Annotated in this window: 16 protein-coding genes; 11 read left to right on the top strand and 5 right to left on the bottom strand. The window is 61.4% G+C overall.

Going from position 1 to position 16,936, the window contains the following annotated elements:
• Positions 1-9: 9 nt before the first annotated feature.
• Positions 10-810, bottom strand: a complete 801-nt coding sequence (locus tag CCE89_RS12965; RefSeq protein WP_086438468.1) for a Coq4 family protein — start codon at positions 808-810, stop codon at positions 10-12.
• Positions 811-923: 113 nt separating this feature from the next.
• Between CCE89_RS12965 and CCE89_RS12960 the strand changes: the two genes are divergently transcribed.
• Positions 924-1,595 carry a nitroreductase family protein gene (locus CCE89_RS12960; RefSeq protein WP_086438467.1) on the top strand — a complete coding sequence of 224 codons (672 nt, stop codon included), beginning with the start codon at positions 924-926 and terminating at the stop codon, positions 1,593-1,595.
• Here the strand turns inward: CCE89_RS12960 and serB are convergent.
• Positions 1,592-2,440 (bottom strand): phosphoserine phosphatase SerB, encoded by an 849-nt coding sequence (serB, locus tag CCE89_RS12955; RefSeq protein WP_407640403.1) that lies wholly within the window; start codon positions 2,438-2,440, stop codon positions 1,592-1,594. The two genes, CCE89_RS12960 and serB, sit on opposite strands and share 4 nt — an antisense overlap.
• 28 nt (positions 2,441-2,468) lie before the next feature.
• Between serB and miaA the strand changes: the two genes are divergently transcribed.
• The 7 genes from miaA to CCE89_RS12920 all read left to right on the top strand — a co-directional run bounded on the left by miaA (position 2,469) and on the right by CCE89_RS12920 (position 9,251).
• On the top strand, positions 2,469-3,440 hold the full coding sequence (miaA, locus tag CCE89_RS12950; RefSeq protein ID WP_086438465.1) for a tRNA (adenosine(37)-N6)-dimethylallyltransferase MiaA: 972 nt from the start codon (positions 2,469-2,471) through the stop codon (positions 3,438-3,440).
• A 127-nt stretch (positions 3,441-3,567) separates the two neighbouring features.
• Positions 3,568-5,316, top strand: a complete 1,749-nt coding sequence (ilvB, locus tag CCE89_RS12945; protein WP_086438464.1) for a biosynthetic-type acetolactate synthase large subunit — start codon at positions 3,568-3,570, stop codon at positions 5,314-5,316.
• A gap of 12 nt (positions 5,317-5,328) precedes the next feature.
• Complete coding sequence (gene ilvN, locus CCE89_RS12940) at positions 5,329-5,844, top strand: acetolactate synthase small subunit (RefSeq protein ID WP_086438463.1); 516 nt, start codon at positions 5,329-5,331, stop codon at positions 5,842-5,844.
• A gap of 26 nt (positions 5,845-5,870) precedes the next feature.
• The gene (gene ilvC / locus CCE89_RS12935; RefSeq protein ID WP_086438462.1) at positions 5,871-6,890 is read left to right on the top strand and encodes a ketol-acid reductoisomerase; all 1,020 of its coding nucleotides are present in this window, start codon (positions 5,871-5,873) and stop codon (positions 6,888-6,890) included.
• A 75-nt stretch (positions 6,891-6,965) separates the two neighbouring features.
• Positions 6,966-7,610 (top strand): YceI family protein, encoded by a 645-nt coding sequence (locus CCE89_RS12930; protein ID WP_234990077.1) that lies wholly within the window; start codon positions 6,966-6,968, stop codon positions 7,608-7,610.
• Positions 7,611-7,675: 65 nt separating this feature from the next.
• Positions 7,676-8,047, top strand: a complete 372-nt coding sequence (locus CCE89_RS12925) for a hypothetical protein (RefSeq protein WP_086438460.1) — start codon at positions 7,676-7,678, stop codon at positions 8,045-8,047.
• 55 nt (positions 8,048-8,102) lie between these two features.
• Positions 8,103-9,251, top strand: a complete 1,149-nt coding sequence (locus tag CCE89_RS12920) for an alpha-hydroxy acid oxidase (protein WP_086438459.1) — start codon at positions 8,103-8,105, stop codon at positions 9,249-9,251.
• Here the strand turns inward: CCE89_RS12920 and CCE89_RS12915 are convergent.
• Both CCE89_RS12915 and CCE89_RS12910 read right to left on the bottom strand, forming a co-directional pair.
• Positions 9,248-10,369: an epoxide hydrolase family protein gene (locus CCE89_RS12915; RefSeq protein WP_086438458.1), complete on the bottom strand. Its 1,122-nt coding sequence runs from the start codon at positions 10,367-10,369 to the stop codon at positions 9,248-9,250. The two genes, CCE89_RS12920 and CCE89_RS12915, sit on opposite strands and share 4 nt — an antisense overlap.
• Complete coding sequence (locus CCE89_RS12910) at positions 10,366-10,797, bottom strand: PaaI family thioesterase (protein WP_086438457.1); 432 nt, start codon at positions 10,795-10,797, stop codon at positions 10,366-10,368. Before CCE89_RS12910 ends, CCE89_RS12915 begins: the two co-directional genes overlap by 4 nt.
• Positions 10,798-11,040: 243 nt before the next feature.
• On the opposite strand from CCE89_RS12910, the gene leuA reads away from it, so the two are divergent.
• The gene (gene leuA, locus CCE89_RS12905) at positions 11,041-12,714 is read left to right on the top strand and encodes a 2-isopropylmalate synthase (RefSeq protein WP_086438814.1); all 1,674 of its coding nucleotides are present in this window, start codon (positions 11,041-11,043) and stop codon (positions 12,712-12,714) included.
• Positions 12,715-12,723: 9 nt separating this feature from the next.
• Here leuA and CCE89_RS12900 read toward each other — a convergent pair whose 3' ends face one another.
• The gene (locus tag CCE89_RS12900; protein WP_143256047.1) at positions 12,724-14,319 is read right to left on the bottom strand and encodes a vWA domain-containing protein; all 1,596 of its coding nucleotides are present in this window, start codon (positions 14,317-14,319) and stop codon (positions 12,724-12,726) included.
• A 446-nt stretch (positions 14,320-14,765) separates the two neighbouring features.
• Here CCE89_RS12900 and CCE89_RS12895 point away from each other — a divergent pair, with 446 nt between their 5' ends.
• Both CCE89_RS12895 and CCE89_RS12890 read left to right on the top strand, forming a co-directional pair.
• Complete coding sequence (locus CCE89_RS12895; RefSeq protein WP_086438455.1) at positions 14,766-15,833, top strand: amidohydrolase family protein; 1,068 nt, start codon at positions 14,766-14,768, stop codon at positions 15,831-15,833.
• A 106-nt stretch (positions 15,834-15,939) separates the two neighbouring features.
• Positions 15,940-16,926 (top strand): NAD(P)H-dependent flavin oxidoreductase, encoded by a 987-nt coding sequence (locus CCE89_RS12890; RefSeq protein WP_086438454.1) that lies wholly within the window; start codon positions 15,940-15,942, stop codon positions 16,924-16,926.
• Positions 16,927-16,936: the final 10 nt, after the last annotated feature.

Here is a 16,936-nt window from a genome sequence, read left to right as displayed (position 1 = left end):
CTCTGCGAACTAGGCTGCCTGCGCCTGAGCATCTTGTGGCTGCATGAGGTCGCTATCGAGATAGCCCTCTGCCTCCAGCGTAGCGAGGCACTGGCGATAGACCACCGGCTCACCGATCTTCAGCCGCTTGCGGGCCGCGTCGATATCCTCGCGCATCAGCGCCTCGATATCCTCATGCGCGATCCGGCCCGCCTCCCGACCCAGCCTGCGGCCTTCGCTCACCGCTTTGAAAAGCGGTGCCTTGGTGCCGGTCGATTTGCGGATCTCGTTGGCGCCCGCATAGGCGATGAACTTGATACCGAGATTGTGGTTCTGCTCATAGCTGTAACCGAGCAGGCACGCCTCACCCAGGGCATCGCGCCCGTATGTCGTGAGCACATGGAACAGGTCGTGCGTGTCACGCAGGCGCTCGAAATACCATTCGGTCTTGTCCTGTATCCGCTGATCGGCAGGCTGCCACTTGTGGCTTTCCTCCACGAGGCCCGCTGCGCTCAAGCCCTCACGTTTCATGAAACGGATATAATGCTGAGCGACGGTGTTCGGTCCGCAATCGGCCCACCGTTCGTGATCGTCGAGCATGCCGGGAATATCGACTTCCCTGCGCATGAACGCCTCGCCCTTTTCCGACTGGATGAAATCCCACGCCTGCCGGTGGCTCTTCTTGCCCTTCATCGCTTCGATTATGTGGAAGACCTGCTCTGTATCTTCCTTGTCGGCGACCAGCTTGCGGAAATGGTGTAACACCTTGAAAGGATGAAAGCCCGAGGTCTTGCGATCGGGGTCGCAGAGCGGTCGGTCGATGACAGCCATGGTAAACTCCTCAAGAGGCGCAATCGCGTAGCAGGCAACAACTTACAACAATGTAAATTGCATGTCCACGTAACGCCTTTCCTCCGGCCCGCGAAAGAGGGATAGGAGGGGCCATGAAAGACCACGACACAATCCCCTATTCGCTTCCCGCTCTCAACGATGCGGAAAGTATCGCACGCGCCGAGGCCTTGCGTGACCGACTCAAGAAGCGTCGCAGCTGCCGCTACTTTTCGGACGAGCCGGTGCCGCGTGAGGTCATAGAAGCAGCGATCGAGGCCGCAGGCACTGCGCCCAATGGGGCCAATCACCAGCCCTGGCACTTCGCCGTCGTCTCCTCGCCTGAGAAAAAGCGCGCCATCCGCGAAGCCGCCGAAGAGGAGGAGCGCGTGTTTTATGCCGGCAAGGCCAGCGAACATTGGCTCGATGCGCTCGCGCCGCTTGGGACCGACGCCGAGAAGCCCTTCCTCGAAACCGCGCCGTGGCTGATCGTGGTCTTCGCCCAACGAAAGGGCGGGATCCAAGAGGACGGCAAGACGCAGAACTATTACGTCAACGAAAGCGTCGGCATCGCCTGCGGCATGCTGATCGCGACGCTGCACGAAGCGGGCTGCAGCACCCTCACCCACACGCCCTCGCCCATGGGCTTCCTGCGCGATCTATGCGGCCGCCCGGAACATGAAAAGCCGCTGATGATCGTGGTGGTCGGCCACCCTAGCGAGGACGCGACTGTGCCGGCTCATGCGCTGCGCAAGAAGCCTCTCGCGCAGATTAGCACCTGGCTTTAGCCCGCAATCCACTCGCTTTCGGGAATGTCGAGCAGCTTGAGCAGCGAGGTCAGATCGCCGCGGTCGATCCGCCCGGTTGCTGCATCGCGCGCGACAGGTTTTGCGCGGAAAGCCACGCCGTAATCGGCCGCTTGCAGCATCGGCACATCATTCGCGCCGTCTCCGGTCGCAAGCGAAATTGCGCCCGCGCCCAGCTTGCCCATTTCTTCTTCCAGCGTTGCGCGTTTCACGCCGCTATCGGTGATCGGGCCAATCAGGCCGCCGGTTAGCTTGCCGCCTTCGACTTCGAGGCGATTGGCAACGACATGTTCGAAGCCCAGTTGTTCTGCAACCGGATCGGCGAAGTGATGGAACCCGCCCGTCACCAGCACGGTGCGGCACCCCTTCGAACGCAGGGTTTCGACCAAAGTGCGCGCGCCTTCCATCGGCTTGATACGCTCGGCAAGGCATTGCTCGATCGCGCTTTCGCCCAGCCCTTCGAGCAAGGCGACGCGTTCGCGCAGTGCGCTTTCGAAATCGAGTTCACCCTGCATAGCGCGCTCCGTGATGGCCGCGATCTGCGGCTTTATCCCGGCATAGTCGGCCAGCTCGTCGATGCATTCCTGTCCGATCATGGTCGAATCCATGTCCGAGATGAAGAGATGCGGTGTCGCAAAATCGCGTTTCGCAACGAGCATGTCCGCAGGCGCGAAATGTTCGTCGAGAACCTTCAGTAGGTCGCTTGCTTCGCCTTCTGGCAGGGAAAGCTGCACGACTTCGCCGTGATGATCGAGCATGCGTGCAAGCGCCAGGCGCAGTCCGCGCTCCTCCAGCGCGTTCGTCGCCGCTTCAAGCCGCGTTTCCAATGTGGCCGGGTCTGCTATCAGACGGGCGATGAGCAATTCAGTTTCTCCTGACGAGACCGGGGGGCATGGCCAAAATGATAAGCCGGTCGCGCTCATTGCAGGACCGACTGCGAGCGGCAAGAGCGGATTGGCGCTTTCACTTGCCGATGCGCTGGCCCATGTCGGTAAGAGCGCGGTGATTATCAATGCCGACAGCATGCAGGTCTATCGCGATATCCCGATCGTCTCTGCCGCGCCGAGCAAAGAAGAACGCGAAGCATGCCCGCACAGGCTCTATCTCGAATGGGACGGAGCAGTGGCCTGTTCGGCTGCGGACTGGGCAAACCGCGCCAAGGTGGAGATCGCAGCGGCGCATCAGGCGGGATCAGTGCCGATCCTTGTCGGCGGCACCGGCATGTATATCCGCACCCTGCTGGACGGAATTGCGCCAATCCCGGCGATCGATCCGCAAGTTCGCGAAGTGGTGCGCGGGCTGCCGACCGCTGAGGCCTATGCGGAACTCGCGCAGGCAGACCCAGACCGCGCCGCTCGGCTCGATCCCGGTGACAGCCAACGCGTCGCCCGTGCGCTGGAGGTGGTCCGCTCGACCGGAAAGACGCTCGGCGAATGGCAATCGCGGAAAGAAGGCGGGATCGGGGGCGAGATCGATCTCCACCCGCTGATCCTACTGCCCGAACGTGAGTGGCTATACGAAAGGTGCGACCGGCGTTTCCTCGAAATGCTCGGCCAGGGAGCCGTCGAAGAGATCGAAGCGCTTCTCGCCCGCGACCTCTCTCCCGACCTTCCTGTCATGCGTGCCATAGGCGTGCCGGAGATCGCAGCAATAATCCGGGGCGAGCTTTCGCATGAGGATGCCATCGCCGCCGGACAGCAATCGACCCGCAATTACGCGAAACGGCAATATACCTGGTTTCGCCGCCAGCCCCCTGAAGATTGGGCGCGAAATGAGTCACAGGATTGCCAGATAGGCACCGAATTCGCACGATTATTACAATCTTAGGGGTTGACGCGATAGATTCGAACGAATAGCGAGGCGGTCCAAGGCTCGGTGCGTCAGTCCCTGCACCGGGCCCTATTTTTGTTATGCCAGGGCGTGATATTGCCTCGGGCATGGAAGGAAAAATAACGTGAGTGGCGAGCGCAGCAGCGGCGCATCAATTCTGGTCGAATGCCTGGTCGAACAGGGGGTCGAATATGTCTTCGGCTATCCCGGCGGCGCGGTGCTCCCGATCTATGATGAACTGTTCGGTGATGAGCGGATTCGCCATATCCTCGTGCGACATGAAGCCGGAGCCGCGCACGCAGCAGAAGGCTATGCCCGCTCGACCGGCAAGCCTGGGGTCGTTCTCGTCACCTCGGGCCCGGGTGCAACCAATGCCGTCACGGGCATTGCCGACGCCTTCCTCGATTCGATTCCCTTGGTCGTCATCACCGGTCAGGTCCCTACCCCGCTGATCGGGACCGATGCGTTTCAGGAAGCCGATACGGTCGGAATCACCCGCCACTGCACCAAGCACAATTATCTCGTGAAGGAGCCCGCCGACCTCAAACCGACGCTGGAGGAAGCCTTCCGCATTGCGACCACGGGGCGCCCCGGCCCCGTCGTGGTCGATATTCCCAAGGATGTGCAGATCGCCAATCCCTGGCAGAAGGATTCAGCAGTTCCGCCGGGCTCGCATCGTTACGAACCGCAGATGGTGGGTTCGGCCGAGCAGATCGCGGAAGCGATCGAACTGATGGAACAGGCCGAGCGTCCGGTCTTCTACACCGGCGGCGGCGTCATCAATTCCGGCCCGCGCGCATCCGAACTGCTGCGGCAGTTGCAGGATCTGACCGGCGCGCCGCTGACCTCGACCCTGATGGGCCTCGGTGCCTTCCCGCATGACCATCCCGACTGGCTTGGCATGCTCGGCATGCACGGAACCTACGAAGCCAATATGGCGATGAACAAGTGCGACCTGATGATTTGCATCGGCGCGCGCTTCGATGACCGTGTGACCGGGCGGCTGGATGCCTTCTCGCCGGGTTCGACCAAGATCCACATCGATATCGACCGCAGCTCGATCAACAAGACGGTCCAGGTCGACCTCCCGATTCTGGGCGATTGCGCCACGGTCCTCGAACAACTGGTCGATGCATGGGGTACGCGCAAGCCGCGTGACCTTGGCGAATGGAAGGCGCGCATTGCCGGATGGCGCGCGCGCGAATGTCTCGCCTACCCGGAAAAATCCGACATGATCATGCCGCAAAAGGCCGTTGAACGCCTGTTCGCGCTGACCAAGGATCGCAGCCCGATCATCTCGACCGAGGTCGGCCAGCACCAGATGTGGGCCGCGCAGTATTTCGGCTTCGATCAGCCGAACAAGTGGCTCACCTCCGGCGGTCTCGGCACGATGGGCTATGGCCTGCCTGCCGCGATCGGCGCGCAACTCGGCAATCCGGATGATCTCGTGATCGATATCGCTGGCGAAGCCTCGATCCAGATGAACATCCAGGAGCTCGGCACGGCATCGCAATACCGCCTGCCGGTGAAGGTCTTCATCCTCAACAACGAATACATGGGCATGGTCCGCCAGTGGCAGGAACTGACCTATGAAAGCCGTTATTCGAACAGCTATTCGGACAGCCTGCCCGACTTCGTTAAACTGTGCGAAGCCTATGGCTGGAAGGGTATCCGCATCCATGACGAGAGCGATCTCGACGCGGGCATTCAGGCCATGCTCGACCATGACGGGCCGGTTATGGTGGATTGTCTCGTGTCGAAGGAGGCGAACTGCTTCCCCATGATTCCGTCAGGTGCGGCGCATACCGATATGCTGCTGTATGGCGATCAGGTCGAAGGCACGATGGACGACGAAGCCAAGGCGCTGGTCTAGGACACTGAACACATGAAAATCGAAGCAGCAGCCTCAGAGAGGCACGTCCTCAACGTCACCGTCGACAACGAGAGCGGTATTCTCGCCAAGATCGCGGGGCTTTTCACCGCGCGCGGATACAACATCGACAGCCTGACCGTGGCCGACATCACCGAAAACCACGCTGTGAGCCGGATCACAATCGTCACCAACGGTCCGCCGCAAGTGATCGACCAGATCGAAGCCCAGCTCGAGCGGCTGGTGCCAGTTCACAAGGTCGTGGACCTGACACAGGCCGGGCCGCATGTGGAGCGCGAACTCGCTCTGGTGAAGGTCCAGGGGACTGGAGACCAGCGGGTAGAGGCCCTGCGGATCGCAGACGTCTTCCGCGCCAGCGTGGTCGACACCACCACCGAAAGTTTCGTCTTCGAATTGACCGGCGCGCCGGACAAGATCGACAGTTTCATCGCGCTGATGCGTGGTCTCGGCCTCGTCGAGGTCGGCCGCAGCGGCGTGGTTGGCATGATGCGCGGCGCTCAAGGCGCCTGACAATACCCGAAGGAAAAGAGACACCGATGAAAGTTTATTACGACGCCGACGCCGATCTGGGCCTCATCAAGGACAAGAAGATCGCCGTACTCGGCTACGGCAGCCAGGGCCACGCCCATGCCCAGAACCTGCGCGACAGCGGCGTGAAGGACGTCGCCATTGCCCTTCGCGAAGGCTCCGCCACCGCGAAAAAGGCGCAAGGCGCGGGCTTCAAGGTGCTTTCCAACGGCGATGCGGCCGAATGGGCCGACATCCTCATGATCCTGGCACCCGACGAACACCAGGCGGCGATCTGGGAGAACGATCTAAAGGGCCGTATGCGCCCGGGTAGCGCGCTCGCCTTTGCCCACGGCCTCAATATCCATTTCGGCCTGATCGAAGCGCCGCAAGATATCGACGTCATCATGATCGCGCCCAAGGGCCCGGGTCACACGGTGCGCTCCGAATATCAGCGCGGTGGCGGCGTTCCCTGCCTCATCGCCATCCACCAGGATTCGAGCGGCAGCGCACATGACATCGCACTCGCCTATGCGAGCGGCGTCGGCGGCGGACGCAGCGGCATCATCGAGACGAACTTCAAGGAAGAGTGCGAAACCGACCTGTTCGGCGAACAGGCGGTGCTTTGCGGCGGTATCACTCACCTGATCCAGGCGGGCTTCGAGACGCTCGTCGAGGCTGGTTACGCCCCCGAAATGGCCTATTTCGAATGCCTCCACGAAACCAAGCTGATCGTCGACCTGCTCTATGAAGGCGGCATCGCCAACATGCGCTATTCGATCTCGAACACCGCCGAATATGGCGACATCAAAACGGGTCCGCGCATTATCACCGAGGATACCAAGGCCGAGATGAAGCGCGTGCTCGCCGACATCACCAGTGGCCGCTTCGTGAAGGATTTCGTCCTCGACAACCGTGCCGGGCAGCCCGAGTTGAAGGCGAGCCGCAAGGCGGCGGAAGCGCATCCGATCGAAAAGACCGGCGCAGAGCTTCGCGCAATGATGCCCTGGATCAGCGCCAACAAGCTGGTCGACAAGGAAAAGAACTGATCACGACCGTGATCTAAGGAACCTCCGCAATCTCATGCTGTTCATACTGGTGAACCAGCAATTGCGGAGGTTACCTTGAAAAAATCTGTTCTTGCCCTCGCCCTTCTCGCGAGTGGCACTCTGGCGATATCGTCAATTTCGGCGCAGGATTCCTCTCAGCTTCCGGGCATTGTGGACGTGTCGCGTGTTCAAAGCGGCACTTATGCGCTCGATCCAAAACACACTCTGGTATCGTGGAGGATCAACCATTTCGGCTTCAACGATTACATCGGGCTGTTCGGCGATATCAGCGGAACGATGGAACTCGACCCGGCGAATGTCGAAGATGCGAGCTTCAATGTGACGATCCCGATCGCTGACGTAACGGTCGCGAGCGAGGACCTTCGCGAACACCTGTTGCGCCCCGGCAAGGATGGCGCGGACCCGGATTTTTTCGGACCTGATCCGCAAGCCGCCACCTTCGTTTCAACAAATGTCCGCCAGACCGGCGACACCAGCGCCATCGTGAGCGGAATGCTGACGATGAATGGCGAGAGCAATCCCGTGACGATGGCGGTCGACTTTACCGGCGCCGGGACCAATCCGATGAGCAAGGCTGAAACGGTCGGCTTCGAAGCGCGCGCGCAGATCGATCGCACGCAGTGGGGCCTGACGACATTCTCGCCGCTGGTTGGCAACAATGTCGAGCTCGAGATTAGCGCCGCGTTCGAACGTCAGTGATCCCTTTAAGGACAAGAACTGATCACCGAAGGGAACGCTGGGCAAGCTTTGGGGATTGGGAAGGCATGAAGCATTCATTCCTACCCATCCCCCTCGCCCTCGCCGCCGCACTTTCCGCTTGCGGCGATGCCCGAGAGGCCGAAGAGGCCGAGCCCATTCCTGCCGACGAAGCGGAGTTCGGCGATTATTCGCGCGATACGCCCGATCTGCCCGATCCCGACCTCGAATCGGACAAGTGCAATTCGCGTCTCGCAGCACCCTACATCGGTCAGGAACTCGACGCCGATACGCGCGGTGAATTGATGACCGCCGTCGCGCCGATCGTGACGGTGCGCTGGATCGGGCCCGGCGAGGCAACGACCGACGACCTCAATCCCCAGCGGCTCAATGTCATGTATGGCGCCGACAATGTCATAACCTCTGTGGGTTGCGGCTGAGAACACCGGCAGCGCAGCATCGACAAGTCAGGATTTAGCCGCTTATGAGGCGTGCATGCGCCTCTCCGACTGCCACAATATCGATGATTTCCGGAAACTGGCAAAGGCACGCCTGCCGTGGCCGGTGTTCGACTATATCGACGGGGCGGCCGATGACGAGCTGACCAAGGCGCGCAACACCGAGGCTTTCGACGACGCCGACCTCGTGCCAGACGTGCTCGCAGGCGTGGCCGAGATCGACACCAGCTGCACCATCCTTGGCCGGAAAAGCGCCCTGCCCCTGATGCTCAGCCCGACGGCAGTTCAACGCGCCTTCCACCACCAGGGAGAGACGGCGGTTGCCAGAGCGGCCGAGAAGTTTGGCCTGTGGTTCGGCATTTCCAGCCTCGCGACGCGTAGTATCGAGGAAATTGCGGCGCTCACGGATGGGCCCAAACTGTTCCAACTCTACGTCCACAAGGACAAGGGCCTGAACGCCAGCATGATCGAGCGGTGCCAGCAATCGGGTTTCGACGCGCTCGCGCTGACGGTCGATACGATCGTCTCGGGGAAGCGCGAGCGGTGTCTGCGCAGCGGCTTCACCACTCCGCCCCGCTTTACGCCCAGCGCTGTCTGGAGTTACGCGACCCGGCCGCGCTGGACGCTCGACTACCTGTTGCGCGAGAAATTCCGCCTCCCCAATCTCGACACCCATGTCAGCGAAGGCAGCGGGAAGGCCGTAAGTATCGCGGAATACTTCAACACGATGCTCGACACGTCCATGGATTGGGACACGGCGGCGAAGATCAGGCAGGATTGGGGCGGCAAGTTCGCCCTGAAAGGAGTGATGAGCGCCAATGACGCGCGCCGGGCGGTCGAGATCGGCGCCGATGCGATCATGATCTCGAACCATGGCGGGCGGCAGCTCGATGGCAGCCGCGCACCCTTCGACCAGTTGCGCGAGATCGTGAATACCGTCGGCGGCGAGATCGAGATCATCGTCGATGGCGGGGTTCGCCGCGGGACGCATGTGCTCAAGAGCCTTTGTGCGGGAGCGACCGCCGCGTCGGGCGGGAGGTTATACCTCTATGCACTCGCTGCGGCGGGCCAGCCAGGCGTCGAGCGCGCGATCGGCATCCTCAAGGACGAGATCGAACGCGGAATGCGATTGATGGGCGTGACCTCGGTTGAGCAGCTGACTTCGGACAGGCTGCGCTGGCGCTAGACCATCTGGGCGAAACAGGCCTGCAGTTCGCTGACGAATAGATCGGGCTGTTCCCAGGCGGCGAAATGCCCTCCCTTCGCCACATCGTTCCAATAGACGAGGTTGGTGTAGCGACGCTCGGCCCACTTGCGCGGCGCGGGAATGATCTCTTTGGGGAATTGGCTCGCTCCTGCCGGAATGGCAACTTCGCCCTCCCCGAACTTGGCGAAACTTTCCCAATAGAGCCGCGCTGACGAGGCACCCGTTGCAGGCAGCCAGTAGAGCATGATGTTGTCGAGGATCTGATCCTTGGACAGCGCGTCAAAGGGTGAACCATCATTGTCGGTCCACGCCCACATCTTCTCGAAAATCCATCCGGCCAGCCCGACCGGAGAATCGACCAAACCGTAACCGACCGTTTGCGGGCGCGTGCTCTGCTGTTTCGAGTATCCCGAATCCCACTCCTGATAATGCTGGAGCGCCTGCAGCGCCTTGAGCTCATCCGGCGTCGGTTGCGCCATGTCCTCTTCGGTCGGACGCCCGATCGGCATGTTCACGTGGATCCCGGCGCAACCCTTGGGCGCCTGCGCGCCGATCGCGGTCGTCACGGCACTGCCCCAGTCGCCGCCCTGCGCGACCCAGCGTTCATAGCCGAGGCGGTTCATCAATTCGGCCCAGGCGCTCGCGATTTTTTCGACACCCCAGCCGGTTTGCTTCGGCTTGCCGGAAAAGCCGAAACCGGGAAGCGAGGGCGCGACGACGTGGAACGCCTGGCCATTCTCAGGTTCGGTCAGCTGGGGAATGACCCCCATGAATTCGATGACCGAACCCGGCCAGCCATGCGTGATGATGAGGGGAATTGCGTCTTCCCGCGAAGAGCGGACGTGCAGGAAGTGAATGTCGAGCCCGTCGATCTCGGTCGTGAACTGGCCGAGTGAGTTGAGCTGCGCCTCGCACCGCCGCCAATCGTAGCCGTGCCGCCAGTACTCGCAGAGCTCGCGCAATGCCGCGAGCGGTGTGCCCTGCGACCAATCATCGACCGCCTCCTTCTCGGGCCAGCGCGCTATGTCGAGCCGCAGGTGCAAATCGGCGAGTTCGGTATCGTGAACCTTGAGGTTGAAGGGCTTGATTTCGCTCATCGGCGTGCCTCCTCGGAAGCCTTGATAACCCGCGACTTGTCGGCAATCAGGATCGTGCTCGTGCCCTTGGCCAGCACCGTCCCGTCCATCGCCTTGATATGCCCTTCGTAGAAACTGGTGCGCTTGCCATGACGCTCGACCCAGCCTTCCGCGATAAGCAGGCCAGGACGCGCGGGCGCGAAGAAGCTGACCTTCAGCTCAAGCGACATCGGCACGATCTCCGGCCCGTTCTTGGCCATCGCGGCATGTGCCATCGCAGCGTCAATCCAGCCCGAGATGAAGCCGCCCTGCACCACGCCGCCCGAATGGCACATCTCTTCCCGCGCTTCGTATTCGATAGAAGCGAAGCCCTCGGCGTCCATCTTCACGATGCGGTGAAGCCCCATGTAACTGTAAAGCGAGTTCTCGGGCTGATTGTTGTCCGGCATGTCCTCTCCCTGGGCCGCGAAACATAATTACCCGCGATGGGGCCATCGCTTTCGCTTTACAAGCATCAATCGAGGCACCATAGAGTCCCCATGGCTATCGACTACGGACTACTCCTGCGACTTACACGCCCTTGGGCGTGACCTGCGGCGTGCCTTGAAGAGCGCGCCACGCGCTCAAGGGACCGAACACCAGCCCTGACAGTCAATTTCGAAAAGCCAATTCCCATGAACACTCAACGCAACATGTTGCGCGACCCGTCCGCCAAGTACCGCCCGTTTCCGCAGGTTCCGCTGGAGAACCGCCAGTGGCCCGGCCGCACCATCACCAGCCCGCCGCGCTGGCTCTCGACCGATCTGCGCGACGGCAACCAGTCGATCATCGACCCGATGGATGCAGTGAAGAAGAACCGCTTCTTCGACCTGCTGGTGGAAATCGGGGTCAAGGAAATCGAAGTCGGTTTTCCGAGCGCGGGCGCGACCGAGTTCGACTTCATCTCCAGCCTCGTAAAATCCGGGCGCATCCCCGACGACGTTTTCGTTCAGGTCCTGACGCAAAGCCGCGAAGACCTGATCCGCACCAGCTTCGAAAGCCTCGCAGGCGCGAAGCAGGCGATCGTCCATCTCTACAATGCCGTGTCCCCTGCATGGCGCGATATCGTGTTCCGCATGTCGAAGGACGAGGTGCGGCAGATCGCGGTCGAAGGGGCCAAGGTGCTGCGCGACGAAGCGGCGAAGCGTCCCGACACCGACTGGCACTTCGAATATTCGCCCGAAACCTTCTCGACCGCAGAGCTCGATTTCAGCATTTCGGTCTGCGAAGCGGTGATGGAGGTGCTTCAGCCGACGCCTGAGCGCCCGATCATCCTCAACCTGCCGGCGACGGTCGAGGCGGCAACGCCCAATATCTACGCCGACCAGATCGAATATTTCTGCCGCAACCTCCCCAATCGCGAAAGCGCGGTCATCAGCCTCCACACGCATAACGATCGCGGCACCGGTGTTGCTGCGGCGGAACTGGGCCTGATGGCAGGCGCGGACCGCGTCGAGGGCTGCCTGTTCGGCAATGGCGAGCGGACCGGCAATTGCTGCCTCGTGACCGTCGCGCTCAACATGTACACGCAGGGAGTCGATCCCGGCCTCGACTTCTCCGATATCGACAAGGTCATCGAGACAGTCGAATATTGCAACGAACTGCCCGTTCATCAGCGCCACCCATATGGCGGCGAACTGGTCTTCACCGCCTTTTCCGGATCGCATCAGGACGCGATCAAGAAGGGCTTCGAAGCCCATTCGCAGCAGAACGACGAGCAATGGCGCGTTCCGTATCTGCCGATTGACCCGGCCGATCTGGGGCGCGACTACGAAGCCGTCATTCGCGTCAATTCGCAGAGCGGCAAAGGCGGTTTCGCCTGGGTTCTGGAGCAGGACCAGGGTCTCAAGCTGCCGAAGAAAATGCAGGCGGATTTCTCCAAACACGTCCAGCGTATGGCGGACGAGCTTGGCCGTGAGCTTAACGCCCCCGACATCTGGGAAGCATTCAAATCGGCCTACCATGTGCAGACCGAGAACAAGCATTTCCAGCTCGTCGACTATGAGGAAAGCCGCGCTGCCGACGGTACGCGCGTCTTCTCGGGCAAGATCGCGGTCAAGGGGCAGGAACAGAGCGTCAGCGGACGCGGCAACGGTCTGATCTCGTCCGTCGTCTCGACGCTGGAGGACAGTTTCGGCCTCGACCTCAAGGTGCTGGACTATACCGAGCACGCGCTGGGATCTGGCCGCGATGCGCGCGCAGCCGCCTATCTGATGTGCGAGTCGGGCGACCGGATCATCTGGGGTTGCGGGATCGACGAAGATATTGCGACAGCCAGCGTGCGTGCCGTGCTGAGCGCGGCGAACAGCGCGGTCGCAGACGGTTAAAGCGGGCGCTTAAGGCAAGCGTTTCAGCCGGAGGCGATCACCTTCGAGCTCATCATGCAGGGTGAGCCGATCGCCTTTGGCCTCGATCCTGAAGAACAGGTCGGTATCGTCCACCAGCAGCCTGTCACCGGTGATCTGAAAGGTCTGACGCGAGGTGGCATCCATACCCGGCCCGCTTCGGCGCGTGATCAGCAGTTCCCGCTCCCGCGTCAGTTCCAGCAGGTCGCCTTTCCGCGCGCCGGCGAGCCCTTTTTGAGAGAGCACTTCCCAGCGGCCTGCGATCGCTTCGAGCAAGGCAAGGCTTCCGGTATTCTCTTCGATCGCTCTCAACTTGCGCTCGATCGCGGCGACGATCTGGCGCTCGTCGTCCAGCGATCCATAAGGGGGCGTGCGCATCCGCTCCTGCAGTCGTTCGAGTTCCTGCCGCGCTTCGGCGATGTCCCCGCCGGTATGATAGGTTTCCAACGCGCCCGTTACGGTCAGGTGAGTGTCGATGATGGCCTGTGCCTCGCCCATCTGGCCTTTCGCCATATCCGTGCTCAACTGCGGAGCAACCGAGAACTCGGCGCCATCTTCTCGAGTAGCCGTAAGATTGACGTCGAGCCCTGCCATCCCTCCCGCATCGCCTTCATCGGGACCCGCTATGGACGCATAAATGCCGCGATCACCTGCCTCCACGAAGCCCCCGCCCAGAGCGATGGAAACGCGGCCATTGTCTTCCACGCTGACCAGTTCTTCAGGCACGCCATAGAGCGCGGTGACGCGCTGTCCTGCATCCGGACCAAAGTGCAATTGCACGTTTCTGGCCGGGTCGGATACGAGACTGGCGAAATTCTTCGCGAGCAGCGCTGCACCGTCCTCACCTTCGGCCCAGTCGAGGAAACGCCCGCCGGGAATGGCTGAAAGTCGCATGGCAAGCACGTTGTCGAATGTCTGGTGGACCCCGACGGTCGATAGTCCGACGGATTGAGCGGCTCCGGCTCTGGCAAGATCGATCAGTCCGTCTTGCATGGCGGGATCGAGGTTCGGCCATTGATCGGTAATGAGGAGGAGGCGCCGGTCTTGTCCCGGAGTAGCGGCTCCTTTCATCGCAGTACGGAAGCCGAGGTCGAGCCCGTCTTCCAGATTGGTCAGCCCAGAAGGTTCGAGCGACGAGATCGCATCGACGATTTTTTCGCGTCGCCCCCCTACCTCGCCCAGTGGCACCAGCAGCTCGGAGCTTTCGCCAAAAGCCACCACGGCAAGGCGATCCGAATCCCGCAACGCCGGTAGCGCCGTAAGCAGACCGCGCTTCATCTGCTCCAGCTTGCCATCCTCCATCGATCCCGACCGATCGATGACCAGCACGAGTTCGATGGGGCCATCCGGAAGCTGGGCGACCGGAGATGCGAGTAAATCCAGCCGGACCAACCGGGTGTCGTCGGGCCGCCCCGGCAGATTGGCGGGTGCCGAATGCGCAGCGATACAAACGCGCGCATCGCAGGGTGCTGCGTGGGAAGCGGTCTGAAAATGGGTGGCGAGCAATGCTTCGACCGGAAACATGTCCGGCTTCGGCAGGAATACGCTGTCGAGGGAAATCCTCTCCATCTCTGCAAGGTCGAGCATGCTGTTTCTGCCCGGCTCCTCCGCAAAAACGTCTACTGGTTCCTGGGCTGATCGCGCAGTCGCAGCACCAAAGCCGGAACCCAGGAGCAAACCAGCGATCGCGCAGGTCGCAAAGCGCCAAGAGCTGGTTGCTGCCACGGCATTCCTCCAAACAAAGCCAGACACTCTTCTAGGGGTAACTGCGTAAATCCAAAGCCGAGAGGCGCTATCCGATGTGGAAAGCTGCCCTCAAGAGGTTGCGCCTCGGCGCAAACTGCCGAGGTTGAAGCAAACCCCGGCATTCTTTCCTACCGCATTCGGCCTTGCTACTTCTCGCGTCGTGGAGAATGATCCGAGCATAAGGAGAGGGGGCCCCGGTTTGAACAGGCGAGAGTGCTCCCACTTTCCTCTATCTGAACACTGTTCCATGTGTTCCATCCGGTAGGAATTAAGGGAGAAGAATTGCGATGGGTGAAGCGACAAACCAGGCCGAAGAGATCCTCGAACCCGATCTTCCGATCATCGATCCACATCATCATCTGTGGGACCTGCGCCCGCTGGTCGGCGCCTTTCCCGAACCGCATCACCCTTTCATCGCAGCCCTGATCGACAACGCCTATTACACGTTCGACGAACTTCACGCCCATACGACGAGCGGTCACAACATCATCGGCACGGTCTTCATGGAGTGCGGTGCTTTCTATCGCGCCGATGCCAGCGACGCGATGAAGGTCGTGGGTGAGGTCGAGTTCGTGAACGGGGTCGCCGCACAATCGGCGAGCGGCCTTTACGGCGATTTCCGCGCCTGCGCCGCGATCATCGGACATGCCGACCTGACGCTGGGCGACGGAGTCGAGCCTGTGCTCGATCGGTTGCAGGCGGCATCGCCGGACCGCTTCAAGGGAATCCGTCATCAAGGCGCCTGGGATGCCGATGGTGAAGTGCTCGGCGCGCCCTTCCATGCTCCCGAAGGTCTCTATCGCGACGCAAGTTTTCGCGAAGGCTTTGCGCATCTCGGCAAGAAAGGCCTGACTTTCGACGCCTGGCTGCTCGAGCCGCAATTGCCCGACGTGATCGACCTTGCCCGCGCCTTCCCCGATCAGCCGATCTGCCTCGACCATTGCGGCACGCCGCTCAATATCGCGAGCTACACGGGCAAGCTGCACGAGCGCTTCGACGGCTGGCGCGACAACATCCACGAACTCGCCAAGTGCGAGAACGTCGTTGTCAAATTGGGTGGGCTGGCGATGGCGTTTTGCGGGCTTCCCGAGAAAGGGCCGGCTGCCGGATTCGGCTCCGAAGACTTGGGCGCGATGTGGCGGCCCTATATCGAGACTTGCATCGAGGCCTTCGGACCGCAGCGTGCCATGTTCGAAAGCAATTTCCCGGTCGACTACTGGGGCGCGGATTACGCGACGCTCTGGAATGCGTTCAAACGCATCACCATGGGTGCTTCGGCTGATGAGAAAAGCGCGCTCTATGCGGGCAATGCCGCGCGGTTTTACGGCATCGAACACATCCTGCCCAAGGGGTGACGTTACGGCATCGCGGCACTAGCAAACCCTAACAGAATCACCCGCTCGACAGCGCCGTTTGACCGACTTAAGCGACGGTCAAGAGCAAGCAATCCTGGAGCAAGTTATGGCCCTTCCCGCCCCGTTCGATCGTCTTCGCCTGCCGCTGATCGGCTCCCCGCTTTTCATCGTATCGGGGCCCGAACTGGTGATCGCGCAATGCAAGGCCGGGATCATCGGCAGTTTCCCGGCGCTCAATGCACGGCCGCAAACGCTGCTCGACGAATGGCTCCACCAGATTACCGAGGAACTGGCCAAGCATAATCGCGAGAACCCCGATCGTCCGGCAGCGCCCTTTGCCGTCAACCAGATCATTCACAAGTCGAATGACCGGGTCGAGGCCGACATGGCGACTTGCGAGAAGTGGCAGGTGCCGATGATCATCACTTCGCTCGGCGCGCGCGAGGAAGTCTTCAGCGCCGTGCGCAACTGGGGCGGGATCACCATGCACGACGTGATCAACAACCGCTTCGCCAGGAAAGCGATTGAAAAGGGTGCGGACGGGTTGATCCCGGTCGCAGCCGGCGCTGGCGGCCATGCCGGTGCGCTTTCGCCCTTCGCGCTTATGCAGGAAATCCGCGAGTGGTTCGACGGGTTGGTCGCGCTTTCCGGCTCGATCGCCAACGGCTATTCGATTCTCGCCGCTCAGGCGATGCGCGCCGACTTCGCCTACATGGGCAGCGCCTTCATCGCGACCGAGGAAGCGAATGCCGATCAGCGTTACAAGGAGGGTATCGTGGAAGGAAGCGCGGAGGGGATCGTCTACACCAACCTCTTCACCGGCGTGCATGGCAACTACCTGCGCTCCTCGATCGAAAACGCCGGTCTTGATCCCGATGACTTGCCGGTCAGCGACCCGTCCAAGATGAACTTCGGCAGCGGCGGCAACACGAAGGCGAAGGCCTGGAAGGACATCTGGGGTTCGGGACAGGGTGTCGGCGCAGTCAAGTCGGTCGGGACCGTCGAGGACATGGTCGCGCGGCTGGAGCGCGAATATCACGCCGCCAAGGCCGAGCTGGACAGCAAGAGCGGTTATACCGCGTGGAACAGCTAGCACCGATCGC

This window comes from Altererythrobacter xiamenensis (assembly GCF_900177715.1).
Classification (GTDB): domain Bacteria; phylum Pseudomonadota; class Alphaproteobacteria; order Sphingomonadales; family Sphingomonadaceae; genus Erythrobacter; species Erythrobacter xiamenensis.
This window is presented reverse-complemented; position numbering and strand designations above follow the sequence as displayed.